19 protein-coding genes and 4 tRNA genes are annotated in these 25,068 nt (G+C 61.0%); 14 read left to right on the forward strand and 9 right to left on the reverse strand.

Going from position 1 to position 25,068, the window contains the following annotated elements; translation table 11 throughout:
- Positions 1-269 precede the first annotated feature (269 nt).
- Positions 270-1,469, reverse strand: coding sequence for an MraY family glycosyltransferase (locus tag DW732_RS08795; protein ID WP_117743957.1), 1,200 nt, complete (start codon positions 1,467-1,469; stop codon positions 270-272).
- A gap of 534 nt (positions 1,470-2,003) precedes the next feature.
- Between DW732_RS08795 and DW732_RS08800 the strand changes: the two genes are divergently transcribed.
- The 5 genes from DW732_RS08800 to proB all read left to right on the forward strand — a co-directional run bounded on the left by DW732_RS08800 (position 2,004) and on the right by proB (position 6,497).
- Positions 2,004-2,942, forward strand: a complete 939-nt coding sequence (locus DW732_RS08800) for a radical SAM protein (protein WP_118099320.1) — start codon at positions 2,004-2,006, stop codon at positions 2,940-2,942.
- A gap of 151 nt (positions 2,943-3,093) precedes the next feature.
- A tRNA-Ala gene (locus tag DW732_RS08805) sits at positions 3,094-3,169 on the forward strand.
- A 61-nt stretch (positions 3,170-3,230) separates the two neighbouring features.
- Positions 3,231-3,701, forward strand: coding sequence for a hypothetical protein (locus DW732_RS08810; protein ID WP_117743974.1), 471 nt, complete (start codon positions 3,231-3,233; stop codon positions 3,699-3,701).
- Positions 3,702-3,783: 82 nt separating this feature from the next.
- The gene (locus DW732_RS08815; protein ID WP_117743973.1) at positions 3,784-5,289 is read left to right on the forward strand and encodes a nicotinate phosphoribosyltransferase; all 1,506 of its coding nucleotides are present in this window, start codon (positions 3,784-3,786) and stop codon (positions 5,287-5,289) included.
- Between the two features lie 80 nt (positions 5,290-5,369).
- Entirely contained in the window at positions 5,370-6,497 is a 1,128-nt protein-coding gene (proB, locus tag DW732_RS08820; protein WP_117743972.1) for a glutamate 5-kinase, read from the forward strand.
- A gap of 73 nt (positions 6,498-6,570) precedes the next feature.
- Here proB and DW732_RS08825 read toward each other — a convergent pair whose 3' ends face one another.
- A complete protein-coding gene (locus tag DW732_RS08825; RefSeq protein WP_118099321.1) occupies positions 6,571-7,989 on the reverse strand; it encodes an alpha/beta fold hydrolase in 1,419 nt (472 codons plus the stop codon).
- 113 nt (positions 7,990-8,102) lie between these two features.
- On the opposite strand from DW732_RS08825, the gene DW732_RS08830 reads away from it, so the two are divergent.
- Together DW732_RS08830 and DW732_RS08835 are read left to right on the forward strand one after the other, a co-directional pair.
- Positions 8,103-9,389 carry a glutamate-5-semialdehyde dehydrogenase gene (locus DW732_RS08830; protein ID WP_118099322.1) on the forward strand — a complete coding sequence of 429 codons (1,287 nt, stop codon included), beginning with the start codon at positions 8,103-8,105 and terminating at the stop codon, positions 9,387-9,389.
- Positions 9,390-9,606: 217 nt separating this feature from the next.
- A complete protein-coding gene (locus DW732_RS08835) occupies positions 9,607-10,365 on the forward strand; it encodes a transposase (RefSeq protein WP_158567389.1) in 759 nt (252 codons plus the stop codon).
- 60 nt (positions 10,366-10,425) lie between these two features.
- Here the strand turns inward: DW732_RS08835 and DW732_RS08840 are convergent, their stop codons facing one another.
- Together DW732_RS08840 and DW732_RS08845 are read right to left on the reverse strand one after the other, a co-directional pair.
- Positions 10,426-11,025: an HD domain-containing protein gene (locus DW732_RS08840; RefSeq protein WP_117743969.1), complete on the reverse strand. Its 600-nt coding sequence runs from the start codon at positions 11,023-11,025 to the stop codon at positions 10,426-10,428.
- 107 nt (positions 11,026-11,132) lie between these two features.
- Positions 11,133-11,618, reverse strand: coding sequence for a CarD family transcriptional regulator (locus DW732_RS08845; protein ID WP_006235480.1), 486 nt, complete (start codon positions 11,616-11,618; stop codon positions 11,133-11,135).
- Positions 11,619-11,960: 342 nt separating this feature from the next.
- Between DW732_RS08845 and argS the strand changes: the two genes are divergently transcribed.
- The 4 genes from argS (at position 11,961) to DW732_RS08865 (ending at position 19,471) form a co-directional block, all read left to right on the forward strand.
- Entirely contained in the window at positions 11,961-13,814 is a 1,854-nt protein-coding gene (gene argS / locus DW732_RS08850) for an arginine--tRNA ligase (protein ID WP_118099324.1), read from the forward strand.
- Between the two features lie 912 nt (positions 13,815-14,726).
- The gene (gene rho / locus DW732_RS08855) at positions 14,727-17,300 is read left to right on the forward strand and encodes a transcription termination factor Rho (RefSeq protein ID WP_233539423.1); all 2,574 of its coding nucleotides are present in this window, start codon (positions 14,727-14,729) and stop codon (positions 17,298-17,300) included.
- 313 nt (positions 17,301-17,613) lie between these two features.
- Positions 17,614-19,014: a hypothetical protein gene (locus tag DW732_RS08860; protein WP_118099325.1), complete on the forward strand. Its 1,401-nt coding sequence runs from the start codon at positions 17,614-17,616 to the stop codon at positions 19,012-19,014.
- Between the two features lie 7 nt (positions 19,015-19,021).
- Positions 19,022-19,471, forward strand: a complete 450-nt coding sequence (locus tag DW732_RS08865) for a VanZ family protein (protein ID WP_118099326.1) — start codon at positions 19,022-19,024, stop codon at positions 19,469-19,471.
- Between the two features lie 114 nt (positions 19,472-19,585).
- Here DW732_RS08865 and DW732_RS08870 read toward each other — a convergent pair whose 3' ends face one another.
- The gene (locus DW732_RS08870; protein WP_118099327.1) at positions 19,586-20,476 is read right to left on the reverse strand and encodes an ROK family protein; all 891 of its coding nucleotides are present in this window, start codon (positions 20,474-20,476) and stop codon (positions 19,586-19,588) included.
- A gap of 140 nt (positions 20,477-20,616) precedes the next feature.
- Entirely contained in the window at positions 20,617-21,798 is a 1,182-nt protein-coding gene (locus DW732_RS08875) for a pyridoxal phosphate-dependent aminotransferase (RefSeq protein ID WP_118099328.1), read from the reverse strand.
- Positions 21,799-21,963: 165 nt separating this feature from the next.
- On the opposite strand from DW732_RS08875, the gene DW732_RS08880 reads away from it, so the two are divergent.
- The 3 genes from DW732_RS08880 to DW732_RS08890 all read left to right on the forward strand — a co-directional run bounded on the left by DW732_RS08880 (position 21,964) and on the right by DW732_RS08890 (position 22,257).
- Positions 21,964-22,040: transfer RNA gene (locus DW732_RS08880), tRNA-His, on the forward strand.
- 22 nt (positions 22,041-22,062) lie between these two features.
- Positions 22,063-22,138 (forward strand) — tRNA-Lys (locus DW732_RS08885).
- Positions 22,139-22,181: 43 nt separating this feature from the next.
- Positions 22,182-22,257 (forward strand) — tRNA-Lys (locus DW732_RS08890).
- A gap of 159 nt (positions 22,258-22,416) precedes the next feature.
- Here the strand turns inward: DW732_RS08890 and DW732_RS08895 are convergent.
- The 3 genes from DW732_RS08895 to DW732_RS08905 form a co-directional block, all read right to left on the reverse strand.
- Positions 22,417-23,655: a tyrosine-type recombinase/integrase gene (locus DW732_RS08895; RefSeq protein ID WP_158567390.1), complete on the reverse strand. Its 1,239-nt coding sequence runs from the start codon at positions 23,653-23,655 to the stop codon at positions 22,417-22,419.
- Positions 23,656-23,947: 292 nt separating this feature from the next.
- Entirely contained in the window at positions 23,948-24,685 is a 738-nt protein-coding gene (locus DW732_RS08900; RefSeq protein WP_158567391.1) for a DUF3800 domain-containing protein, read from the reverse strand.
- Positions 24,675-24,938 (reverse strand): hypothetical protein, encoded by a 264-nt coding sequence (locus DW732_RS08905; protein ID WP_118099331.1) that lies wholly within the window; start codon positions 24,936-24,938, stop codon positions 24,675-24,677. Before DW732_RS08905 ends, DW732_RS08900 begins: the two co-directional genes overlap by 11 nt.
- Between the last annotated feature and the right edge of the window lie 130 nt (positions 24,939-25,068).

Genomic DNA, 25,068 nt, shown 5'->3' on the forward strand with positions numbered 1-25,068 from the left:
CCGGTGGGGCGGTCGCCGGTGAGCATGGTGAACTTCTCGGGCGTCTTGGCCAGGCCCTCGCGAATGGCGTTGCTCTTTTGCAGCGCGACTTCGTAGCTGTTCTCGTTTGGCATGATTGCTCCTAACGTTCGTTCGCAGGTCTTGATGATAGCGTGTTTATTGAGGGGTGGGCGTGAGTGGGTGAGGGACTGTCGGGAGCCGGCTTTCATGTCCGTCACGCCGTCCGCGCGAACGGCTGCCAACGCCTAGCCCATCCTCGCCAGCAAACCCTAGCGCCTGTGGTGCCGCTCTTCCTTACGCTCTTCCGCCGCCTGCTCCTCCTGCTTAAAGGCGGGGTCGTCGGGGGTTACCAGCTCGTCCTCGTGCGTGCGCTTGTTGTAATGGTGGCGCAGCACGGGCTCAAACAGGTGCAGGTGCTTGGCGAAGGCTGCCGAGCCAATGGCGAGCACGGTAAAGATGAGCACGCGCATGGGGACCTCGACCTGATTAATGGCGGCGGCGCCGGCCGAAAGCATGATGCACCAGGCATAGATGAGCAGTACGGCCTGCTTTTGGTTGTAGCCCTCCTGAATCAGGCGATGGTGGATGTGGCCCTTGTCGGCCTGCCCGATGCTAATGTGGGCGCGCTTGCGGCGCACGATGGCGCTAAACGTGTCGATGATGGGCACGCCGGCAACGATGAGCGGGATGATAAGCGAGGTGAGCGCGGCGGTGCGGCTCACGTTGAGCAGCGAGATGGAGCCCAGCGCAAAGCCCAGAAGCAGCGACCCCGAGTCGCCCAAGAAGATGCTTGCGGGGTTGAAGTTGTAGCGCAAAAAGGCCAGGCAGGCGCCAAAGAGCGCAATGGAGAGCGCTGCGGCGTCGATGCGCCCCGAGAGAACGGCCATCGAAAACATGGTGAACGATGCGATGCCGCAGATGCCCGTGGCCAAGCCGTCGAGGCCGTCGATGAGGTTAATGATGTTGGTGAATGCCACCAGATAGATCACGGTGATGGGGTAGGCGAGCCATCCGAGCATGATTTCGCCGGGGGCAAACGGGTTGACGATGACGACGATCCGCAAGCCGCCGATACAGGCGATGAGCGCGGCGAGTACCTGACCGGCCAGTTTTTGTTTGGGCTTGAGCTGATAGACGTCGTCGATAGCGCCGGTCGCGAAGATGACGGTAAAGGAGAGCGCCAGCATGGGATAGCTAATGTGAAGGCGTGGGTGTGGCACCAGGACGGGCGGCCAGCCTAGGTGCCAGGTGCCTAGGATTTGCACAATGCAGGCAACGACCAGGCCCAAAAACACCGCCGTTCCGCCCAAACGCGGGATGGGCTTGGTGTTGATGCGGCGCTTAGAAGGATAGTCGACGGCGTCGAGCTTAATTGCCAAGCGCTTGACCAGGGGCACCGTGAGGAAGGTCGTGATAAAGGCCGCCGCTGCCACGCATAGATACGGTATGTAGCTCGGGGATAAAGCCATGAATCTAAAAACCGCCAAGCGTCGAAGGAAAAGGTCAAAGGTTGCTGCGCAAAAAGGCGTAGCTGACCCATGATACTCGACCGAGGGGGTGCGGAGGTTTGCACCGTGCGATTATCACGCGCTTACCAGATATTGGGATGTTGGTGGGGATTCTGCTGGATGCCACTGAGCGTCCATGTGGGGCCTGCAGTGGCGGTATTCAGAAAAATCGGCAAAAGAAAACCACCCCCCACGTTACGAAAATGAACCCACCTAAAACAGGTGGGTGCCCTCATCGACTGTTCCAGCGTCCTTAACAACGAAGGATACCTGTACTAGGTACGACTGTGTGGGCTCCCTAAATAAACGCGACGGTTCACCCAGTTGCTCCGCGGGGGGCGGAATATCTACATCATAAAGCGGCACTTTGTCGATTCCAGTCTTGACATTACAAAAATCGTGTCGGACGATTACGGCGCTTTTAGGCTCGAGCCGTCTGTGCGGCCTAGCCCTTTACGTTTGAGCTGCTGAATCGTTGTTTTGGAGCATGTTTTTATGCCGACGTCGTTGACCGAACTTTTTTCGCCCGCCTGCCATTTGTGTCCGCGCCGTTGCGGTGCGGCGCGCGATGAGGGCGCGCGCGGCGTATGCGGTGCTAACGACACGCTTAAGGTGGCCCGCGCCGCACTTCATATGTGGGAGGAGCCGCCTATCTCGGGCGAGGCCGGCTCGGGCACGATTTTCTTTAGTGGCTGCTCGCTCAAATGCGTCTACTGCCAGAACCACGAGATCTCGACCGGCAATTTTGGCCTTGAGATCTCGCCTGAGCGCCTGGTCGAGATTATGCTGGAACTGCAGGACCAGGGTGCCAACAACATCAATTTGGTGACGGCGACGCACTATGCGCACCTGTTGCCTGCCGCGATTGCCGCGGCACGGACGCGCGGGCTGGTCATCCCAATCGTCTACAACACGAGTGGTTACGAGCGCGCGAGTGCCGTGGCGGCGCTGGGCGACCTGGTCGATGTGTGGCTCACCGACTTTAAATATGCCGATGCCGGGCTTGCGCAGTCGCTTTCTCATATCAAGGACTATCCGCGCGTGGCCGCGTCGGGCCTGGCACAGATGGCGTGCGAGATCGAGCGCCGCGGGGGAGAGCTGGTGGACGAGGACGGGCTCATGAAGCGCGGCATCATCGTGCGCCACCTGGTGCTGCCGGGGCATGCGGACGATTCGTGCCGCGTTCTGGACCTAGTGTGGCAGACGGTGGGCGACGTGCCGATCTCGGTCATGAACCAGTACACGCCCAATGCCCTCATGCGCGAGCAGGGCGGCGATCTGGCGCGTGCCGTGACGCGCGAGGAGTACGAGCAGGTGCTCGACCATGCCGATGACTTGGGCTTTACGACGATGTTCTGGCAAGAGGGCGGCGCTGTAGACGAGAGCTTCACCCCGGCCTTCGACACCACCGGCGTCCTTACCAGCGCAAAGTAGCACGTTCGCCGATGATTTTTCTGGGACGGGGATTAAAAAATCATCGAGAGGATCGCCTGTTCGAAAAGTTGTCAAAATAGCCGCGCCCCAAAAAGACTGGTTATTGGGCGTTGACAGTTGGCGAGCCGTAGGTAAAATATCGACTTGTCCTGGGGACGTAGCTCAGTTGGGAGAGCGCTGCCGTCGCATGGCAGAGGCCGAGGGTTCGACTCCCTTCGTCTCCACCATTGGATTTGATAAGCCGTCGACATTGTGTCGGCGGCTTTTTTTGAAAGAAAGGGCTGCACCATGGCCGAGCTTGAGTCCCAACCACTGTCTGCCGAGGAGCGCGCCGAGTTGGAAGAGCTCCGCGCCGAGAAGGCTCGTCGCGAGGCCCAGGAAGAGGCACGCCGTGAGCGTGAGGAGCTGGCCGCCCTGCGTGCCGAGCGCGAGAAGGCCGAGGAGGCCGCTGCGAAGGTTGCATCCGAGCCTGCGCCCGCGCCCAAGCCCGCGCCCGCACCCAAGCCCGCCGCCGCGAAGCCCGCGCCCGCCGCACCCAAACCTCAGCCTAAAAAAGCCACTCACCCCAAGCCCGTCGAGCCCAAACCGAGCCGTGACGAGATGACCTTTGCCCAGCGCATGGTCACCTCCAAGGAGCCTACGGGCGAGAATGAGATCCCCGGTATGGCTCCGGCCCAAAAAATCATCATCGCACTCGCCCTCATCGCGTTTATCGTCTTTATGGGCTACACGATCACGGGCAGCATGGGCCTGCACTAACCTGTTCGCGCCGGGCTCCATGTCCGCACGCCCGCCTCGCCCAACCTTCAACCTCTGCACAACGCATCCGAAAGGTCGCCCCATGGCTTTGACCGACATCTCGCATCCCACCGACATCGCAATGCTCACCGATCTGTACGAACTCACTATGGCCCAGGGCCTGTGGGAGAGCGGCAAGGCCAATGAGCTGGGTTGTTTTACGGCGTTTTACCGCGACCATCCCTTTGGCAGCGCGTATGCCATCATGTGTGGCACCGCCGAGCTGCCCGAGCTGGTCGAGAACCTGCGCTTTACGCCCGAGGACATTGAGTACCTCGCTTCGCTCCAGGCTCCGGCCGGCGGCGCGATGTTTAAGCCTGCATTCCTTGACTACCTGCGCAACTTCCGTGCGCACGTGAATATCGACGCCGTGCCCGAGGGCGAGCTCGTGTTTCCGCGCGAGCCCATGGTGCGCGTCACCGGTCCTGCGCTCGAGTGCCAGCTGCTTGAGACGGCGCTGCTCAACATCGTCGGGTTCCAGACACTTGTCGCCACCAAGACGGCGCGAGTGGTGCTGGCGGCGGACGGCCGTCCCGTGGCCGAGTTTGGCCTGCGCCGAGCCCAGGGTCCCGATGGCGGCCTGGCCGTTGCGCGCGCGAGCTACGTCGCCGGCTGCTCCTCTACGTCCAATGTGCTCGCCGGCCGCCGCTACGGTATTCCCGTCTTTGGCACGCATGCGCACAGCTGGGTGATGAGCTTCGATTCCGAGCTCGAGGCCTTCCGCGCCTTTGCCAAGTCGAGCCCCAAGAACTGCACGCTGCTCATCGACACCTACGATGTGCGCGAGGGCTGCGAGCATGCCATTACGGTTGCCAAGGAGATGGAGGCGGCGGGCGAGCGCCTGTCGGCTATTCGCATTGACTCGGGCGACCTCGCCAAGCTCTCCAAGTATGTCCGCGGTCGTTTCGATGCCGAGGGCCTGCCCTATGTGGGGATCTCGGTTTCTAACGATCTGGATGAGTACACGATTCAGTCGCTGCTCGACCAGGGCGCGCCCATCGATAGCTTTGGCGTGGGCACCAAGCTCGCGACCTGCTACGACCAGCCGGCGCTGGGCGGCGTGTACAAGCTTTCCGCCCGTCGTGCGAGCGAGGCCGACCCGTGGACGCCGGTGGTCAAGCTCTCCGAGCAGCCCTACAAGCGCACGATCCCGGGTGTGCAGCGCGTGCGCCGTTATTACGACGGCTTTGGCGGCCCGGTCTGCGACATGATCTACGACGAGGACCATCTGGCGGGGGAGGGCGCCGCGCGCGGCAATACCCTCGTGGCCGTGAATGATGCCGCCCTGGTGACCGACGTGTCCGAACTTGAGTATCGCGAGCTGCTGGTGCCGATCGTGCGCGACGGCAGCGCGGTGGCTCCGCGTGAGAGCATCCAGGACGCGCGCGAGCGCTGTGCTTGGGCGCTTGACCATTTGGACGCCGCTTTCAAGCGCTTCCTGTACCCGCAGACCTATGTGGTGGGCATGGAGCAGGGCCTGGCCCGGGTGCGCGACGAGCTCGTGCGCAAGAACATGGCCGCGGCTTCTGCCTTTCCCTGGGCAAAATGATTCGAAGGGGACGGAGGAAAACGGACTATTTTCCCGCTTGCTGGTTCGTCCGTTCGCTGAACATTCGATTGGTTTAACGTATGACGACTTCTTATAAAACGATGGTGGTAAAGATCGGTTCGTCCACGGTGGTGGGGGCCGACGGAAAGGTCAACCGTGCCTTTATCGGTGGACTTGCCGATCAGGCCGCAGCGCTGCGCAAGCTCGGCTGGCGTCTGGTCGTGGTGAGCTCGGGCGCTATCGCCTGTGGCTATCCCGTGTTGGGCTTCGACCGCAAGCCGGTCGGCGACCTGCCGAGCCTGCAGGCCTGCGCCTCGGCTGGTCAGTGCATCATCTCGTCGGCCTACGACGAGGAGTTCCATGCGCGCGACCTGCTCACCTCGCTCGTGCTGCTCACGCGCCACGACACGGCGCGCCGCACGTCCTACCTGCACGCGCGCGACGCCCTGCTGCGCCTGGTGGAGCTGGGCGTGGTGCCGGTTGTCAACGAGAACGATACCGTCACCGTCGACGAGATCAAGTTTGGCGACAACGACACGCTGGCGGCGCTTGTGAGCTGCCTGGTTTCTGCCGATCTGTGCGTGACGCTCTCGGACATCGATGGTCTTTATACTGCCAATCCGCATGAGGACCCCACGGCCGAGTTTGTCCCGGTCGTGCATAAGATCGATGCCAAGATTATTGCCTCGGCGGGCGATTCTTCGACCTCGGTGGGTACGGGCGGCATGATTACCAAGATTCGCGCGAGCCGCATCCTGATGACGGCGGGCATTCAGAGCGTGATTTGCTCGGGCGAGGAGCCCGATGCGCTCGTGCGCCTCGCCCGCGGAGAGAGCGTGGGCACGCTGTTCGATCCGCCGGCGGAGCGTCTGGACATCGCACCCCGCAAGCTGTGGATCGCACTGGGCGACAAGGCACATGGCTCGGTGACGGTCGATGATGGTGCTGCGAAGGCGCTGGTCAGCCGGGGCTCTTCCCTGCTTGCGGTGGGTATTCGCGAGGTCGATGGCGCGTTTGCCGAGGGCGATGTGCTCGACGTGTGCGACCCGAGCGGCATGGTCGTCGCCCGCGGTATCGCCGAGGCCGATTCGGACGTGCTGGAGCTTGCGGCCGGCCGCCGCCAGGATCAGATTGTCAGCAACCGCCTGCTCGCAGACCTGGCCGAAAAGCCGGCGATACACAGGGATAACTTGATCGTATTTGCATAAAGAAAGACAGTGCTGTGGATCGTTTCCCGCAGGGCTGTCTTTTTCGTGCCGGCACTTGGGGACGTTCCTTTTGTTAGAAGATCCGGCGCAGGTCTCCGCGGTTGAGGGCTTCGTCGAAGAGGTGCTTGAATACCACGCTGCCGTGCAGGCCGTCGTGCTCGAACTCGTTGGTCACCCAGGCGTGCGAGTTGCCCACGCGGCTGAGCGTGTCGAGCTGCATGCCCGAGTCCACGTACATGTCATCGAAGTATACCGCGGCCTGGAGCGGTACCTCGTTACAGGCCAGGCGCTGCGGGTCGTAGATCTTGTCCCAGCTGGTGTCCTCCATCAGCAGGTCCATCGCCGGCTTGAAGGGCTTAAGTTCGGGCATCTGCTCAAACATCCACGGGAACATGGCCTCGCCGGTAAACATGAGCGGGCGTGCGAGGGTGTCGAACTCGGCACGATGGGCTTTCTCTTCTGCTGCGGCCCAGCGAATGGGCATGGTGTCGCCGTCGGCGTAGATGAACTCCTGCAGTGTCCAGTACAGCGGGTTCGTGCGCGTATTGGTGCGCTCGAAAGCGCGCATCAAAAAGCTGTCGGATACCGAGGCGCCGCAGCTCAGCGTGCCGTCACCATCAACAAACGCGTGGTCGATAATCCAGTGCATGCGCTCAAAGCTCGGCTTCATGCCAAAGTCGCTGCCCATGAGCTGCAGGCGCTCGACCGTCATCGGCGAACCGTCGGGCAGTGCGGGTTTTTGCACCTCGATCGCATCGGCCAGCGCCGCCACGCGCTCGACATCGGCGGGGTAGCGGTCGTAATACTGCTGGGTCTTGGCCGCCATGCGCGGGAAAGTGTGCGCGTAGACCTCGCTGGCGCTCGCCGGCACGTGCGGAATGCCGCCGCAGGTAAAGCTTGCCGTCACGCCCTCCGGGAAGAGGGACAAATAACTCAGCGTCAAAAATCCGCCGTAGCTCTGGCCGATCGTGACCCAGGGCTTGCCGCCAAAGCCCACCAGACGCAGGTACTCAAAATCGCGCACGATGGAGCTGGCGAGGTGACGCTTGAGAAAGTCTGCCTGCGAGCGGGCCGCATCGGCGCCGGTTGCCTCCGCGCGCTCGCCCAGGGCTGCGATCGTGCGTCCGTCAACACAGCTGCTGCGTCCGGTGCCGCGCTGGTCGGGCAGCACGACACGGAAATGCTTGACGGCCTCCTCGATCCAGCCGTCGCTGGTGGGCGACAGCGGACGCGGGCTCTCGCCGCCGGGGCCGCCCTGCAAAAACAGGAGCAGCGGCAGATCGTCGTTGATGCGGTCGGGTGCGCAGGCCACGCGGTAGAAAAGCTTGATGCTCTCGGGCGCGCCGGCGATGGGCGCCGGCATGGCGCCGCGGCGCATGGTGCTGCCGACGGCCAAAAGCATTGGCTCAAGGCCGCGCCAGTCGAGAGGGACATCGATGCTGTGGTCCTCGACATACAGGCCGGGGACGTGGTACGAAGTGATGAGCGCCATGTAATGCTTCCATTCGTTGCGGTGTTTCGGGTTGACCAATTCTACCGCCGTCGGCGAGGATGCGCATAAATCGGCTACCATGGTTGGCAAACATCTAAGAGAAAGGGCCGTCCATGTCGGTCGATATAGCCACGTATGTCCACGATCTTGCCGTCGAGGCCAAGGCCGCTTCTGCCGCGCTTGCCACGGCGAGCGATGCCCAGCGCCAGGAGGCCGTGCGCGCCATGGCCGCGGCGCTGCGCGACGGTGTCGATTGCATCATTGCCGCCAACGAGCTCGATATGTCTGCCGCGCGCGATGCGGGCACCTCGGCCGGACTGCTCGACCGCCTGCTGTTGACGCCCGAGCGCGTTGACGGGATGGCCACCGGCCTGGAGAAGCTCGCTGAGCTGCCCGATCCCGTGGGCCGCGTGCTCGACCATCGCGTGCTTGCAAGTGGTGTGGACCTTACGCGTGTGACTGTGCCGCTGGGTCTGGTTGCCATGGTCTACGAGGCACGTCCCAACGTGACGGCCGACGCCGCGGGCATCTGCATCCGCACCGGCAACGCCTGCATCCTGCGCGGCGGTTCGCTGGCGTATCACTCGTGCGCCATGATTGCCGAGCTGCTGGCCGATGCGCTTGAGGCCCAGGGTTTCCCGCGCGAGGCAGTGTCGATGATCGAGTCTACCGACCGCGAGGCCACCGGCGAGCTCATGAAGCTCCGCGGCATCGTCGATGTGCTCATTCCGCGTGGCGGTGCGGGCCTGATTCAGCGTTGTGTGCGCGAGTCGCTCGTACCGGTGATCGAGACGGGCACGGGCAACTGTCACATCTACGTGCATGAATCCGCCGACTTTGATAAGGCGCTCAACATTATCGTCAACGCTAAGACGCAGCGCGTGGGCGTGTGCAATGCCGCCGAGTCGCTGCTGGTCGACCGCGCCATGGCAGACACGTTTTTGCCCGCGGCTGTGGCTGTGCTGCACGACCACAGCGTGCTCATTCACGGCGACGAGGCCACGTGCGCCGCATGCGCCGACGCCGGTCTTGCCGAGGGCGACGACTACCTGGCCGCGACCGAGGAGGATTGGGGCCACGAGTATCTGGCGCTCGAGATGAGCGTGAAGGTCGTGGCGGACGAGGATGAGGCCATCGCGCACATCAACCGCTACGGCACCATGCATTCCGAGGCCATCATCGCCGAGGACGCGGACGCTTGCGAGCGCTTTTTGGATGAGATCGATGCCTCGGCCGTGTATGCCAATGCCAGTACGCGCTTCACCGACGGCGGCGAGTTTGGACTGGGCGCCGAGATCGGCATCTCGACCCAAAAGCTCCACGCCCGCGGCCCCTTTGCCGCCGAGGCCCTCACCACCTACAAATACAAGCTCCGCGGCACCGGCCAGGTCCGCCCCTAAACCTCTCGTAAGCAAAAACCACCACGAAGGGGACAGGCACCTTTGTGGTGGTTTTGATTTACTTGCGTGCTCGTTCGTCGGCCAATTGTATCTAAGCATATTTTCGTCATGTAATAGGTGACATTTCGGCAGGTGGACGGCATTATCAGTAAGTAGATTCTCGCTGTTTTGCATATGCCGCGGAGGTATGTTTTGACATGAGAGCAAGGAGATGCCCATGTCAAGAAAACCTCGGCAGAAATCGCAGGTTGGCCTATATCACATTACGATGAGGGGCAACGGCAAACAGCTTCTATTTGAGGATGATGCAGACAGGAGGCGGCTGTTGTCGCTTGTCCGGTCGTCGTTATCGAGGTTTAACGTCAAACTTATTGCTTGGTGCCTGATGGGCAATCACGTGCATCTTGTCGCGAGCGATCCCGATGATAACGTAAGTGAGTCCATGCACCTTGTCATGTCTTGCTACGCAACATGGTATAACCGCCGGCATGGGCATGTCGGCCACGTTTTTCAGGATAGGTTTTCGAGCACTCCCATTTCGAGCGAGGAACATCTTCTCGATGCTATTCGATACGTGCATTTCAATCCGCAAAAAGCCGGTATTTGTCCGTATGGCGAGTATCGATGGAGCAGCCATCTGGATTATGCTGAACGCGACCCAGCTATTGCGACGGTCGATTTGGCGTTTGTTCGCCTTGCGTTTCCGCGCGCTTGCGACTATCGGGCCTTTATGGACGCATCCGATGTCGTGGTTGTTCGTCCGTCAGCGGGTGGGCGCATCGATGAAGATGAAGCTTTAGATGTGGGAATATCGCTGATTCGCTCGTTTGGGCTGAGTGAGCTTTCCGATGTTAAAGCCCTCGATAAGGCCAAACGAAATGAGATTTTGGCTGCGATGCGGAGCGCCGGCCTTTCGATCCGTCAGATTCAGCGCCTGACGGGTGTAGGGGAGTGGTCGATTCGCAAGGCAGGTTAGCTCATTCCAATGCAAAAAACCACCACAAAGGTGCCTGTCCCCTTTGTGGTGGTTTTAGTGTTAGGCCTGGAAGGTGTCGCGATCGGGAGCGAAGGACTGCATGGCCGCGATGGTGCGGTCAAAGAGCTCGGGGAGTTCCCAGCCCAGCATCTCGGCGCCCTGCGAAATCACGTCGCGCGAGCAGCCGGCGGCAAAGCGCTTGTCCTTGAACTTCTTCTTGAGCGACTTGGTCGTAAAGTCCATGACGCTCTTGCTCGGTCGCATGATGACGGCAGCTCCGATCAGGCCGGTAAGTTCGTCGCAGGCAAACAGGATCTTCTCCATCTGCAGCTCGGGCTTGGGCAGCGAAGTGTTGAAATCGGACGTGTGCGACTGAATGGCACGGATGAGCTCAGGAGAGGCACCTTCGCCTTCGAGGATCTCGGCAGCGTAGATGGTGTGGTTCATGGGGTCGTCCTCATGCTCCTCCCAATCCAGGTCGTGGAGCAGGCCGACGATGCCCCAGAACTCCTCGTTCTCGGGGTCGAACTCGCGCGCAAAGTAGCGCATGGTGCCCTCGACGGTTTCGCCATGGGTGATGTGGAACGGATCCTTGTTGTGCTCGTTGAGCAGTTCGAATGCGCGGTCGCGGGTGATTCCGGCGGTAAGCGACTCTGCCATAACAGACTCCTTGTGCTCGTGGGTATCGATAAGATTGAATACTACTAGAACAAGAAAACCACCACAAAGGTGCCTGTCCCCTTTGTGGTGGTTTTGGCGTGGGCAGGTTAGTTGAGGGCGGCTTGGGCTAGGCGGGCTTCGGCGGCCTCTTCGGTGACGCCCAGGGCCACGGCGAACTCCTCTATAGAGCGGCGCTTGGCCTCCTTGAGCACACGCATGTAGTAGGAACTGGGCTTTTTATCAGCTTCCTCGGCCTGGCGAATGCGGTGCATCATGGTTTTTGCCACGCGGACCGTCTCGGGCGCGCCCAGCTTGAGCTGCTGCTTAAAGTGCGTCTCCTCAAGCGAGCTGTTGCGCTCGGTAAAAGTGTCGCACTCCAGCTCGTCGTAGTGGCTCAGCAGGTGCTCGGCATCCTGCTGAGAGATGGCGGCATGCAGACGGTCGGCTTGCGCCACGGGGTACATGAGGATCGTCTGCGCATGTCCCTGCTTGGTCTCGAGCAGCAACATGGGCTGCGGCGTGTCGTCCCTAAAACCGACGACGGTGCAGACTCCCTGGCCCGGATGAATGACGTGTTGACCGATTGAGAACATGCTACCTCCAGCTTATACGAATTTTCGTATGTCTAGAATACCACGCTGACGTGCGCAAACCATCGCTTTATGCAGGAAAAGCACACAATTCCGATAGGTAAGAATATTCGATATTCCGAGCAGCTCATGCACGTGTTTATGCATTTTCGGCAGGTGCACAATCAGCAGGCAAACCGCCATCTTTGAGTGGCCCTGTGCGAGCTGTAGTCATTTTTGTGCATATGCAATATCGATTAACTTTACCCTGCGACAGTAGCTACCGCTTGTGATAGAGTGCTACAAACTCTGGCTTTTGCCCTACGAGTGACCAAGAGCTCGGGGGCTTTAACACAAGGAGGATCTATGCCCGAGAAGATTGAAGAGCTGGTACGCGCTGCGCTTGCTGCGGCCCAGGAGGCCGGCGACCTTTCCGCATTTGAACTTGATGATTGCGCTATCGAGCGACCGGCCGACACTTCTCATGGCGAGTGGACCTCCACCATGGCCCTGAAGTCCGCCAAGCTGGCTCACTGCGCCCCGCGCAAGATTGCCGAGGCCATCGTTGCCCATATGCCCGAGGACCCCGCGATTGAGAAGGTCGAGATCGCAGGCCCCGGCTTCATTAACTTCTACCTCTCCGTTGCCGTCAAGAACGCCATTTTTGGCGAGGCCCGCGAGAAGGGCATGGACTTCGCTAAGTCTAACGTCGGTGGCGGCCTGAAGACCCAGGTCGAGTTCGTCTCCGCCAACCCTGTCGGCCCCATGCACATCGGCCACGGCCGCTGGGCCGCTCTGGGCGACTCCCTTTGCCGCGTTATGGACCACGCCGGTTACGACATCCAGCGAGAGTTCTACATCAACGACCACGGTTCTCAGATGAACACCTTCGGCAACTCCATCAGCACGCGCTATATGCAGCTTGCCGATATCATTGCCAAGCAGGGCGTTGATATCGACGAGGCTCACAAGCTGCTGATCGCCGACCGTGACGCCTTCGTTGCCGACGAGAACGACGAGCATCCCGAGACCCATCCGTATCAGGACAACTTTGCCGAGACCCTGGGCAAGGACTCCTACGGCGGCGACTACATCATCGATGAGGCTGCCGAGTTCTGGCGTACCGACGGCGACAAGTGGGTCGACGCCGATCCGCAGGAGCGCATGGAGAGCTTCCGTGAGCGCGGCTATGTGAAGATGGTCGACAACATGCGCGACCTCTGCCACGCCGTCAACTGCGACTTCGATCGTTGGTACTCCGAGCGCTCGCTGTATGTGAAGGACACCGAGGGCGAGACCGCCGGCACCTCTGCCGTCGACCGCGCTTTTGAGAAGCTCGACAAGATGGGCTACCTCTACACCAAGGACGGCGCCCTGTGGTTCCGTTCCACCGATCTAGGCGACGACAAAGACCGCGTCCTGATCAAGTCCGACGGCGAGTACACCTACTTCGCCTCCGACGTCGCCTATCACTGGGATAAGTTCCAGCGCGTCGATCACGTCATCGACATCTGGGGCGCCGACCACCACGGTTACATCGAGCGCGTCCGCTGCGTCTGCGACGCTCTCGGTTACCCCGGTAAGTTCGAGGTTCTGCTGGGCCAGCTCGTCAACCTGCTGCGCAACGGCAAGCCCGTCCGTATGTCCAAGCGTAAGGGTACCATGGTGACCCTGCAGGAGCTCGTCCATGAGGTCGGTTCCGATGCCGCTCGCTACACGCTCATCTCCAAGAGCTCCAATCAGATGGTCGACTTCGACATCGAGGCCGTTAAGAAGCGCGATAACTCCAACCCGGTCTATTACGTGCAGTATGCTCACGCCCGCGTGTGCTCCATCCTGCGCCGTGCCGCTGACGTTACGCCCGAGCAGGCTGACGAGATGGGCATGAAGGCCGTCGCCGCCAAGGCCATCGGTGAGAACGTCGATTACTCGCTGCTGACTGATCCGACCGAGCTCGCCCTTTCGCGTAAGCTCAACGAGCTCACCGACCTGATTGCCAGCTGCGCTCGTGATCGCGCCCCGTTCCGTCTGACGCATTTTGCCGAGGAGCTCGCCGGCGACTTCCACAGCTTCTACGCTGCTTGCCAGGTGCTGCCGAGCGAGGGCCGTCCCGTCGACCCCGAGCTTTCGCGTGCCCGTCTGGCCGCTTGCGACGCCGTTCGCGTGACGCTCGCCCTGGTGCTCACCCTCGTTGGCGTCTCCGCGCCCGAGCGGATGTAATCTGCGGTTCATTTGACCGTGTAGGTTCGGCTTTGCTGAGCCCTATAAGCCCGATCTCCATGCGGAGGTCGGGCTTTTTGCGTTTGGCGGGGCTTTTTGGCGTGTTGGAAAATGCTACAAAAAAGCAACTATACCGCTTTACGGGGCTGAATCGCTGCCTGGCGACCATAGCGACAGCAGTGAAAATAAAACCGCAGGTAGACGGCTTGCCGAATATTAAAAATGCAGGGTATGGTTGGCTTGCGCCGTTCTTACACCGTAATCCGCCATAGTTTTGAAAATGACCCCTTGGGGACGGAGGAAAACGGATCATTTATGTCCCGGGGGAGAGCGGTACGAAACCGTCCGCCACGAATCGGGCTTATCTACTACGTTTAGTCGCATACCCCGAACCATGTCGAAAGGCGCGATATTAAAACCGCAGGTAGCGGGATTGCGATTTTAGGAAGACCGAGGGAATGGTCAGAGGTCGCGGGCCAAACGTAGTAGATAGGCGTGATTCGTAGCGAGTCGATCCTGGGACTGACGATTCTGCTCCCGTGTCTCGTGGTCACCACGATCTTTGGGGGCTCGGCTGGCCTCTCCATATAAGTTGCAGTGGAATAGTTCCTGTTTGGGGCGGCTGCCGGATTTTTCAGGAGCTCTTTCACCGCAACTTAAGAGAGCTGGATTTCGCCGCCCGCGGCTTTGTAAAGAGTGCCCCTTTTGACTAGTCGTTTAAGAACGTCCTCAATGACTAAGTTGCAGGTGGCGGCGGTTGTGTTACACTAACGCTGCGTAGTTGACGCAATCATCTCGATACAGATCAATGATGTCCGTCGTTTTGAACGGAACTAGACTGTTTAGCCGCCCTGAAGGTTTATGCAGGGAGCATGTGATCACAGGGCTTGAAAAGAAAGTTGAGCAAACACTGTGTCTGATCAACAGCAAGAAAACGAAATAACGACGACGCAGGCCGCTCCCGCTGCACCGGTTGCGTCGGGCCAGGTCGCGGCGCCCGCGCAAGCCTCGGCTCCTGAGGCGCCCAAGGCTGCTTCGACGCCTACGCCTGCAGCGGCTGAGAAGGCCGTGTCTGCAACTAGTGAGGAGGCTGCTCCGGCAAAGCCCAAGCGCACGCGCCGCACGGCCAAGCCTGCCGCTGACGGCGAGGAGGTCACCAATCCCAGGCGCCGTACCACGCGCACGACGCGCGTCAAGCGCACCGTTGCAACTGACTCCTCGGCGCCGATTTCCGATGAGGTCGCGCAAGCACGTGCGTTGGCGCAGATTAGCGAGGCTCAGGTGGTGCGTGCCCGCCGTCGTGCTGCCGAGCGCGAGGCCGCGGCTCTGACCGAGCTTGCAGCTCCGTCTGTGCCCGAGACGCCTGCCGCCACCGAGACCCCTGCCTCCGACCAGCCGACCGAGAAGCCGGCACCGCGCACACGCCGTCGCACGGCTGCTAAGGCCGAGCAGGTTGCCGAACAGGTAACCCCCGAGCTCACTGAGGCTTCGGTCCGTTCCGCGGCAGGGGAGGGCACATCGCCTGCTGAGCCTGCTGCGCCTGTCGAGGCCAGCGAAGTTCCCGTTGTCGATCCGGCTTTGCGCCCGCACCGTCGCGGTCGCAAGCCCAAGGCCTTCGTCGAGGCCGAGAAGGCCGCAGCCGCAGCCGCCGCCGCTCGGGATGCTGCGGCGACCGCCGAGTCTGCAACCGCTGCCGACGCGCCCGTCCAGGATGCTACGACTTCCGAGGCCGCTCCCGCCGATGCCGAGCCCGCCGACGTCCGTCCCGGTCGCAGCCGTCGCACCGCTGCTAAGCGCACGTCCAAGGCTAAAGCCGCTAAGAAGGGCGCGTCCGAGGATTCCGCCGAGACGACCGCCGATGCATCGACTGATGTCGCCGAGCCTCAGGACGTCGAACAGCCTGCGTCCGAGAAACCCAAGCGCGGCCGTAAGAAGTCCGCTAGGGCCAAGGCCGCCGAGCAGCAGGCTGATGTCGAAGCGCAGGTCGATACCGGCGCCGAGGCCAATGACGCCGCCGCGGCCAATGTTGACACCGCCGCAACCGATGGCGCCGCGCCCGCCGAGGGCGAAGACGGCGCTCGCCCCAACCGTCGCCAGCACAAGCGCAACGACGAGCGCAACGAGCGCAAGGATGACCGCAACAACGACCGCCGCAACCGCCAGCGAGATCGCAAGCAGCGCAACAAGGAGCGTAATGCCGCTCCCACCGAGCCCACGCTTTCGCGCGAGGAACTCGCGGCCATGAAGGTCGCCGAGCTGCGCGAAAAGGCCAAGGAGTTCGAGATCGAGACGACCGGCAAGAAGAAGGCCGAGCTCGTCGAGGAAATCTACACCACCGCTGCGAAGGCCGAAGGCTTCCGCGACATCAAGGGCATTCTGCAGATTCGCCCGGACAGCTCCGGCATCATCCACGCCCATGGCTACATGAAGTCCAACGACGACGCCTTCGTGCCTGCCTACCTCATCCGCTCCGCGCGTCTGCGCACGGGCGATGTCATCGAGGGCTCGCTGCGTCCTTCGCGCGGCGGCGACAAGCGCGCCGGCCTCGCCAAGATCACGACCGTCAACGGTCTGGACCCCGAGCAGATTCGCAACCGTCCCAAGTTCGGCGACCTCACCCCGGTCTATCCCAACGAGCCGCTGCGCATGGAGCACGGCAAGGACTCCATTACCGGTCGCGCCATCGACATCGTGTCGCCGATCGGCAAGGGTCAGCGTGGCCTGATCGTGTCCCCGCCCAAGGCCGGCAAGACCACGATCCTCAAGAAGATCTGCCAGTCTATCTCGATTAACAACCCCGAGGTGCACCTCATCTGCCTGCTCGTCGACGAGCGCCCCGAAGAGGTCACCGATATGCAGCGTTCTATCAAGGGCGAGGTTGTGGCGTCGACCTTCGATATGCCCGCCGACAACCACACCCGCGTGGCCGAGCTCGTCATCGAGCGTGCCAAGCGCATTGTTGAGCTGGGCGGCGATGTTGTGGTGGTGCTCGACTCCATCACGCGTCTTGCCCGCGCCTACAACTTGGCGGCGCCCGCCTCAGGCCGCATCCTTTCGGGCGGCGTCGATTCGGCGGCACTGTATCCGCCCAAGCGCTTCCTGGGTGCCGCCCGTAATATCGAGAACGGTGGCTCGCTCACCATCCTGGCCTCCGCCCTCATCGACACCGGTTCCAAGATGGACGAGGTCATCTTTGAGGAGTTCAAGGGCACCGGCAACATGGAGCTTAAGCTCGACCGCGACCTGGCCGACCGCCGCATCTTCCCGGCTATTGACCCCGTTGCCTCCGGTACGCGTAACGAGGACCTGTTGGTCGACGAGCAGATGCGTCCGTTTGTCTTTGGTCTGCGTCGCATTCTTGCCGGCATGAACAACACCGAACGCGCAGCCGCGTCGTTCATCAAGGGTCTTAAGGGCACCAACACCAACCAGGAGTTCCTGGTGCGTTCGGCCAAAAAGCACAGTGACTACGAGCAGACGTTCTAGGTTGTCATCCACGCGCAGCGATAGTCATCAATGCGGTAAAGGGTCGGGGCTTTGAGCCTCGGCCCTTTTCCATATCGCCGCTCCGCGCTTATTTTTGACCATAAGACAGGCAAGCAGCAGGTTTCCCGTTTCAATCCGACATTGTCGCTTGCAATCGACAGGGCGGTTTCGCATAATAGCTTTTAAGCTTCGCGACGGAAAACGCAGATGAAACGAACCATATACCGTTGCTTTGGGGCATAGCCCCGCTTCATCTTCTCTCGCGCAGCCAACTGAATGATGCGATTTGGGTGCTGGAAGATGGGGAGAGCTCATGGCTTCTTCTGATGCAACACAACGAGCAGTCCTTGCCGGACTTTCGTGCGGGATCGGCCTTGCCGCTCCCGTGGTTATGTATGCCGCGACGCTGCCGTTTTCGTCGGTGAACGAGACGGTCGTGGCGGGTGCGGTTCCCTTTGCCGTGGGCGCCGTGGCGGGCGTGGGTATCTATGCCGCCTCGCTGGGTATCTCCGAGTACCGTGCGCAGCGTGAAGAGCGTCTGTTCCAGCCCGATGCCATGGGCGGTGCCGCCAATCTCAATCAGCATCAAAGCGAGTTCAAGACCGCCTCGATTCCAGCTCAGCAGCAGGATGCGACTCCTTATGCTGCCGCTTCTGCTTCTCAGACTCAGTCGGAGCAGTCTACCTCGGCATTCCTTTCCGGCCTGACCGGTGCGTTCCAGCGCCGTCATGCCGATGATGGTGTCCCTACCATCGCTCGAGCCGCAGATGCTATGGACGAGGCGGAGGCTTGGTCCATGATCGACAGTATACTCGACGACGATTCGCCGGTGAGCTGCGACCCTGCACGCTCGCGCGACGTCTATCAAGTCGCCATCGACGAGCTCACCAATGGCGGGCAGACTGGCTCCTTCAATCGCGATGACATCGCCGCCGCGGCACGTGCCGTGTCTGGCTCCCAGGCCGCCCCTGCGGGCAGCACGGCGGCTTTCGTGGCACTCGTTGCCAACGCCGCAGCAAATAACGCCTGCAGCGCCACCTCGGCGGACGTGAACGCTTCTGCCGATAATTCGTACGTTGATGAAGCCATGGCCGCGGATGAGGAGGCCGTTGCCGCCCGCCGTGCCGCCGAAAGCTCGCTTTGGGGCGCTCCTGCCCAGCAGCACGCGGCTGAGGCTGCGCCGTACAACGCAAACCTCGCCAGCATGCCTATCATCTCCGGTGCTGCGGGCATCGATCTCGATGACCTCGATGAGCCTGCAGCCATCACCGCATCGATTGATGCCCAAGATCGCATCGACACCGGCGACCTTCCGGACGCCTCGCTCGAGGTTGATGTCCCTATGGCCGACTACTCGGGCCACGAGAACATGTGGGCCGCCGCCACCGCGATTCTGGATGAGATCGACGAGCCTGCTCCTGTTGCGGCCCCCGCTCCCGTCGCTGCCCCTCAGCTTGCTGCCCCCGCCTATGTCGGCCGTCACAGCGCTGTGTTCCCCGAGGATACCGCCCGTATCTCGCGCGAGAGCATCGAGCGGGCCGAGGCTATTGCCGCCGGCATTATGGAAAATCGTCGTCACGAGCGCGTCAATCAGATCCTAGAAGAAGAGATCGAGCGCCTGCAGTCCTCTACTGCCAAGCGTACGGGCCGTGCCTATCTGAGCGTTATCGAGGGCGGTACCGCCAGCTTCGCGCCGCTCCGCGCGGAGGCATAACTTCTGTATGGTTAAGATCAATCGAAAATGGGCGGTCGTGACCTGCCTGATGGCACTCTTGATCTGGGGCAATTCGCTGGTTCCCGGCTCGGGGTCGGGCTCGCTGAGCCTGACGGTCATGGAAGCTATCCGCGGTTTCCTGCACGGCGTGGGACTTCCATATGTATGGGTGACCAACTTTGTTGTTCGCAAGTGCGCGCATTTTACCGAGTATATGGTGCTCGGCATCCTGGCAACGCATGCGTTTGATTTTGAGGGCCGGCGCACCTTTGACGTGCTGCTGCCCACGGCGGTGTTCCTGCTGCTGATTCCCTCGATCGACGAGACGATTCAACTCTTTGTGCCGGGACGCGCCGGCATGATCACCGATGTGATGATCGACTGCTGTGGAGCGGCAACGGGCGTTGTGCTCCGATATCTCTTACGGTCGCTGATGTGCGCCAAAAAGGCCGCCTAGGACGTATTGTTTGGTCCTAGGCGGCCTTTTTTGTTTGAGGGTTTATATGAGGCGTGGTGGCGTCGTTCCGTAGGTCGGATTTGCCGGGCTTGCCACGCCCCGTGGGTGCGTCTGCTACTGAAGCGCCTGTGCGCCCAGGGCTAGGCAGCCCATAATGCCCTGTTTGCCCTCGAGGCTGTTGTTGACGATGTAGTTATCGATGTCGGCCATCTCGGGCGTGACGATGTAGCCGTTGAGCATCTCGGCGCACTTCTTGCGCGCGAGCGGCACGATGGGGGTGTGGTCGGCCACGCCGCCGCCGACGATGATCTTCTGTGGGGCATAGCACAGCGTGTAGGTCATGAGTGCCTGCGCCAGATAGCCGGCGAGCAGGTCCATGGCCTCCGGGTCATCGGCCATCTCTCCGGCGCTTTTGCCGTCCCAGCGCTTTTTGACACCGGGGCCGGCGATGAGGCCCTCGAGGCAGCTGTCGTGGAAGGGGCAGGCGCTGTGCTCGCCAATGGTGTCGCGCGGGTCGCGCGTGACCAGGATGTGACCGGCCTCGGGATGCATCATGCCGTGCACGAGCTTACCGCCCGAGAGCACGCCAGCGCCCACGCCGGTGCCGATGGTCAGGTAGACCACATCGGTGAGGCCCTGAGCGCAACCAAAAGTGACCTCGCCCAGGCAGGCGACGTTGACGTCGGTATCGTAGCCGCAGGGGATATTGAGCTCGTTTTGGATGCTGCCCAGCAGGTCAAAGTAGCGCCATGCCGTCTTTGGGGTCTCTAGGATCTTGCCGTACTGCGGCGAAGCGGGGTTGACCGCGGTGGGGCCAAACGCGCCGATGCCCAACGCGGCGATGCCCTTGTTCGCAAACCACGCGTTGACGGCCTCGACTGTCTCCTGTGGAGTCGTGGTCGCGATCCGCTCGCGCTCTAGGACCGTACCGTCCGCATAACCCGTGGCGCAGACCATCTTGGTGCCACCGGCCTCGAGCGCTCCGATAAGCTGCTGCTCTGCCATAATGTTCCTCTTTCTGGGACGAGTTGCTCCTTCTCTAAAGTATAGCGCTCTAAAAACTAAATAAGGTCGCTATAAAAAGAAACCTCGTGACCCAACGGGTTCGCGAGGTTTCTTTAGTGCCTTTAGTTACTGGGTCGTCCTTACCCGCGTGGCTCGATTTTATCACGAAGTGACTTGAGGTTTTCGAGTGCGGCGATAAGCGTCTCGTCACGCTTGGCAAAGTGGAAACGAATCAGATGCTTGACGGGCTCGCGGAAGAAGCTCGATCCGGGAACAGCGCCCACGCCCACCTTAGACGCGAGGTCCTCGCAGAAGTCAAGGTCGCTGTCATAGCCAAACTCCGAGATATCCATCATCACATAGTAGGCGCCCTGCGGCACATTATGCTCAAGACCGATGCTGTCGAGTCCCTGGCAGAACAGGTCGCGTTTGGCGGTATAGAGGTCAAGGACCTCATCGTAATAGCTGTCATTGAAGTTGAGGGCGGTGACGACGGCTTCCTGCAGGGGAGCGGCGGCACCCACGGTGAGGAAGTCGTGGACCTTCTTGATGCGCTCGGTGATCTGGGTTGGGGCAATGGTGTAGCCCAGACGCCAGCCGGTGATGGAGTACGTCTTAGACAGTGAGCTGCAGCTGATGGTGCGCTCAAACATGCCGGGCAGCGTGGCCATGTACACGTGCTCGTGGGGCGCGTAGACGATGTGCTCGTAGACTTCGTCGGTGATGCAGTAGGCGTCGTACTTTTTGCAGAGTTCGGCGATAAAGGTGAGCTCCTCGCGGGTAAAGACCTTGCCGCAGGGGTTGGACGGGTTGCACAGGACGATTGCTTTGGGATCGTTGTCGCGGAAGGCCGCCTCGAGGACCTCACGGTCGAAGTCAAAGGTGGGCGGGTTGAGCGGCACATAGATGGGCTCAGCCCCCGAGAGAATGGTGTCAGCGCCGTAGTTCTCGTAGAACGGCGAGAAAATGACGACCTTGTCGCCGGGGTTCGTGATCGTCATCATGGCGGCCATCATGGCCTCGGTGGAGCCGCAGGTGACTACGATATTCTCGTTGGGGTTGATCGGCATGCCCATAAAGTGCTCCTGCTTGGCGGCAAGCGCCTCGCGCATGGCCTGAGAGCCCCAGGTGATGGAGTACTGGTGGTAAAGCGGCTTGGGGTCGGTGGCGATGGTGCTGAGGCTATCGAGCAGCTGCGCCGGGGGATCGAAGTCAGGGAAGCCCTGCGACAGGTTGACGGCGCCGTACTTATTGGAGATGCGCGTCATGCGACGGATGACGGAATCGGTAAATGATGCCGTGCGGTTGGAGAGTTCTTTCATGCTTGTCCTTTCGAACTTCAGGGTGGGGCAAGTTTACTCCTATGAAACCGGTGGGATTTGCTTGAAATGGTCTCGAAAAACTCTTTTCAAAATTCTTGAAAATTGGGGCTTGCATCGCGTGGCGTTCCTTGCAATAATAGTCGAGCGCGAAGCGCACAGGACACGGTGGGTGTAGCTCAGTTGGCTAGAGCGACGGGTTGTGGTCCCGTAGGTCGAGGGTTCGAGTCCCTTTACCCACCCCAGTTCTTGCTTCGTGTTGATATCGGGTCGTTAGCTCAGTTGGTAGAGCAGGGGACTCTTAATCCCAAGGTCCAGGGTTCGACCCCCTGACGGCCCACCACACGATATCTCCTCTAAAGTCCGCCACAACGGACTTTATCTTTGGGTCGTTAGCTCAGTTGGTAGAGCAGGGGACTCTTAATCCCAAGGTCCAGGGTTCGACCCCCTGACGGCCCACCAAAGAACGCACAGGTCAGCGCTTCGGCGTTGGCCTTTTTTGTTTACCGAGAAGTCGAATCATAACCGTCCGTTACCGTTCGCGTTTTACGCCCCCTGCCGTTTATGCGCGGCAGGGGGCGTTTTATGCATTTTACAGCTAGTGGACCTAGAAAATGCAACTTAGAGCGTCTCGGCGTCCCGACCGGTGCCATTAAAACTGCCGTCCGCGCCGCCTCCCTCGACGATCTGCAGGGCGCGCCCGACCTGCCTGGCGGCCTTCTCGCGCTCCGCGAGGCCCGGTTTGATGTAATGGCGGTAATCTGTCCCCAGGTCCGTATGCCCGTGCAGGTCCATGATGCTCAGCGGGTCGACCTCGGTCGCCGCCATGATGGTCTCGGACGTGTGGCGCAGGGCCTTGGGCGGGATATACCGCAGGTCATGGCGTGTGCACATACGCCGCCACGCTCGCACGAGGTTGTCGCCGCGCATGTTGACGATGCGCTGCCCGCTCCACTCGCGCACCTGCTCCGTAACCGAAGTGCCGCCCGCGACGGTTATGGACGGGCGCAACTCGTCCATGATCTGGTGCAGGCGCTCGCGGCCTGCCAATAAAACCGGCACGGTGCGAACGGAATGGGCGTTCTTGGTCTCCTTCACGCCGTCCTCGTCCGTGTACGCGCGGCAGACCTCGATGTACTCAGAGACCGTCGGCTGACCCGTGGCGAAGTCGTAGGTCGTGGTGACCTTGAGGTCGCACGGGCGCACGGCAAGCGCCTCCTCCTTGCGCAGCCCGCTCAGGCCCAATATCAGGTAGGCGTTCATGACCAGGTCGGCGCGGTCGTCGCTGGCTGCGAGCCTGCGCAGCGCCTCGGCCGCCTCGGGGATGCTCCACGGCTCCACGGGCGCCTGCTTCGCCTTGGGCGCGATGACGCGGCGGCGGAAGGGCTCCACCGTCACCCAGCCGTCGTCGAAGGCTCGGCGCATGACGGCGCGCAGCGTGGTCTTGGTCTTGGCCGGCGCGCCCGAGCGCTCGATGCAGCTTCGCATCATGTCGTGCGTGATCTCGGAGATATCGATGCTCCCCAGGACTGGGGAGATGTAGTTGTCCATCTGCCCGTCGTACTCGCGTAGGCTCGCGCGGGAGCGCGGCTTGCCGCGGTTGCTGGGGGAGTCTCGGAAAACTCCCCAGTAGTACATATCGAGCGTCACGCCCGCGTGCGCCGCCTGGGACACGCCCAGCTCCTGCGCGAGCTGGGCGATGGCGATGTCGGCCTCGGTCTCGGTGCCGTATACGGTGCGCGACACGCGGCGCACGTGGCCGTCCGCGCGGAAGCCCGCCTGCACGCGGATCACCCACTTGCCGGGCGCGACCTCGCGCTTGGAGCCGAGTTTTGACCTTGAAGTATCGTTGGTTGCCATATAATGGTCCTGCCTTTCCCTTTTGCCGGAGGGCATATGCCCCGTGCGGATCCGCCAAGATTGCCGCGCGGGGTTTCTTTATGTCTTGAGCTGTCAAAGATTCTTTGAAAGCTTGCTGGGGCGGATGTCCCGAATGCCCCACAAACAACCGTTCACCGTTTTGTGCGTCCGTTCGCGGGTTTTTGAGGCATAATAGAGGCGAGAAAAGGTCCCTTCCCTCCGATACGAACCCCTGGGTTCTTCGCAGTGCGATAGTTGGGAAGGTCGAATAGGGCGTGCCTTCGGGTGCGCCCTATTCTTTAAACTCAACTTTCCCGACCCTTCTGAAAAACGGATAGACGGCGCACATTGGCCAACGCTTGTCCTGGGCGAGGTCTCGTTGAGCCGCCCAACAGTAGTAGTCCGCCGCCTGAAGGTTCATGTCACTCGCCGAGTCATGGTGCATAAGGACGTAGGGGATATGTCGGGCCTGGAACTTCTCCTTCATATAACGCTTGAGCGGCTTCACAACCTGCCTCTTTGTCGCGTCCTTGGGGAGCCTGTCGGTGATAACGACGATTCCTTCCAGATTGATGATGCCTTCTGCTCGATAGATCTCGTCGAGCAGGAGCGAGAACACTTTCGAGTAAACGCTTTCCGGCGTGCGCATCTCATCGGGGACCTCCGACTTGTCGACGTAAACCGAGTAGACGCGATAATTGCAATTCTGGGCGGACAGAATGCGGTAAACGCTCTTTCGCACCTCGTTCTTGTCATCGCAGGCGTGGAACTTCTGTATGTCCATACCCTTTTCCATCAGGTCATACCGAAGCTCGCGCATCGCGTCTGCCGAGTTGAACGGACGGGTGGCGACGACGCAGGTCATCAGGAAAAATGGAGTCCCGCTTTGTTTGAAATCAAGATTCCCTGACTCATCGAGATACATGTACAGGTAATCATCTGGATTGCTGTCGCGGTAATGAACGGTAACGGTCTCACCGCCCCATTCAGGATGGCCTGCGTCGTCGTTCCAAATGACGTTAATGTTCATCTGCAGCTGTCCGCATCGAGCCTGCGAGCGCCTCGTTGACCGCATGGCTTAGAAGCTCTAGGCCGCCGCGGTCCATGAACACCCTGCTTGAAAGCACGCCCCTTTCTGAGCCGTCGGGGAGTTCGATGTCGGCGAGGAGGAAATCGAGCTTCACCATATCGTCTTTGATACTGACGGTTACGGCGTCGGCATGGACTCCTTTCCTGGTTATCGGGTCGCTGTCTATCGAGATCGTCTTCTGAATGCCTTCCATTTCTGTTCCTTTCTTTCGTTGGGATGCTCATAAACGAGGAAAGGCGACTGCCCTCTGGGACAGCCGCCTTTCCTTTGGACGCGGGCCCCGTGGGGTCCCCGCGTCAATACCGCTGTCCAAATTACCGTTT

The sequence above is a fragment of the Collinsella sp. AM28-11LB genome (genome assembly GCF_003469895.1).
In the GTDB taxonomy this organism is placed as follows: domain Bacteria; phylum Actinomycetota; class Coriobacteriia; order Coriobacteriales; family Coriobacteriaceae; genus Collinsella.

Excerpts from the sequence above, each read along its gene's own strand:
- DW732_RS08795 (WP_117743957.1), bottom strand. The coding sequence starts at position 1,469 with ATGGCTTTATCCCCGAGCTACATACCGTATCTATGCGTGGCAGCGGCG.
- DW732_RS08800 (WP_118099320.1), top strand. The coding sequence starts at position 2,004 with ATGCCGACGTCGTTGACCGAACTTTTTTCGCCCGCCTGCCATTTGTGT.
- DW732_RS08810 (WP_117743974.1), top strand. The coding sequence starts at position 3,231 with ATGGCCGAGCTTGAGTCCCAACCACTGTCTGCCGAGGAGCGCGCCGAG.
- DW732_RS08815 (WP_117743973.1), top strand. The coding sequence starts at position 3,784 with ATGGCTTTGACCGACATCTCGCATCCCACCGACATCGCAATGCTCACC.
- proB (WP_117743972.1), top strand. The coding sequence starts at position 5,370 with ATGACGACTTCTTATAAAACGATGGTGGTAAAGATCGGTTCGTCCACG.
- DW732_RS08825 (WP_118099321.1), bottom strand. The coding sequence starts at position 7,989 with ATGGCGCTCATCACTTCGTACCACGTCCCCGGCCTGTATGTCGAGGAC.
- DW732_RS08830 (WP_118099322.1), top strand. The coding sequence starts at position 8,103 with ATGTCGGTCGATATAGCCACGTATGTCCACGATCTTGCCGTCGAGGCC.
- DW732_RS08835 (WP_158567389.1), top strand. The coding sequence starts at position 9,607 with ATGTCAAGAAAACCTCGGCAGAAATCGCAGGTTGGCCTATATCACATT.
- DW732_RS08840 (WP_117743969.1), bottom strand. The coding sequence starts at position 11,025 with ATGGCAGAGTCGCTTACCGCCGGAATCACCCGCGACCGCGCATTCGAA.
- DW732_RS08845 (WP_006235480.1), bottom strand. The coding sequence starts at position 11,618 with ATGTTCTCAATCGGTCAACACGTCATTCATCCGGGCCAGGGAGTCTGC.
- argS (WP_118099324.1), top strand. The coding sequence starts at position 11,961 with ATGCCCGAGAAGATTGAAGAGCTGGTACGCGCTGCGCTTGCTGCGGCC.
- DW732_RS08860 (WP_118099325.1), top strand. The coding sequence starts at position 17,614 with ATGGCTTCTTCTGATGCAACACAACGAGCAGTCCTTGCCGGACTTTCG.
- DW732_RS08865 (WP_118099326.1), top strand. The coding sequence starts at position 19,022 with ATGGTTAAGATCAATCGAAAATGGGCGGTCGTGACCTGCCTGATGGCA.
- DW732_RS08870 (WP_118099327.1), bottom strand. The coding sequence starts at position 20,476 with ATGGCAGAGCAGCAGCTTATCGGAGCGCTCGAGGCCGGTGGCACCAAG.
- DW732_RS08875 (WP_118099328.1), bottom strand. The coding sequence starts at position 21,798 with ATGAAAGAACTCTCCAACCGCACGGCATCATTTACCGATTCCGTCATC.
- DW732_RS08895 (WP_158567390.1), bottom strand. The coding sequence starts at position 23,655 with ATGGCAACCAACGATACTTCAAGGTCAAAACTCGGCTCCAAGCGCGAG.
- DW732_RS08900 (WP_158567391.1), bottom strand. The coding sequence starts at position 24,685 with ATGAACATTAACGTCATTTGGAACGACGACGCAGGCCATCCTGAATGG.
- DW732_RS08905 (WP_118099331.1), bottom strand. The coding sequence starts at position 24,938 with ATGGAAGGCATTCAGAAGACGATCTCGATAGACAGCGACCCGATAACC.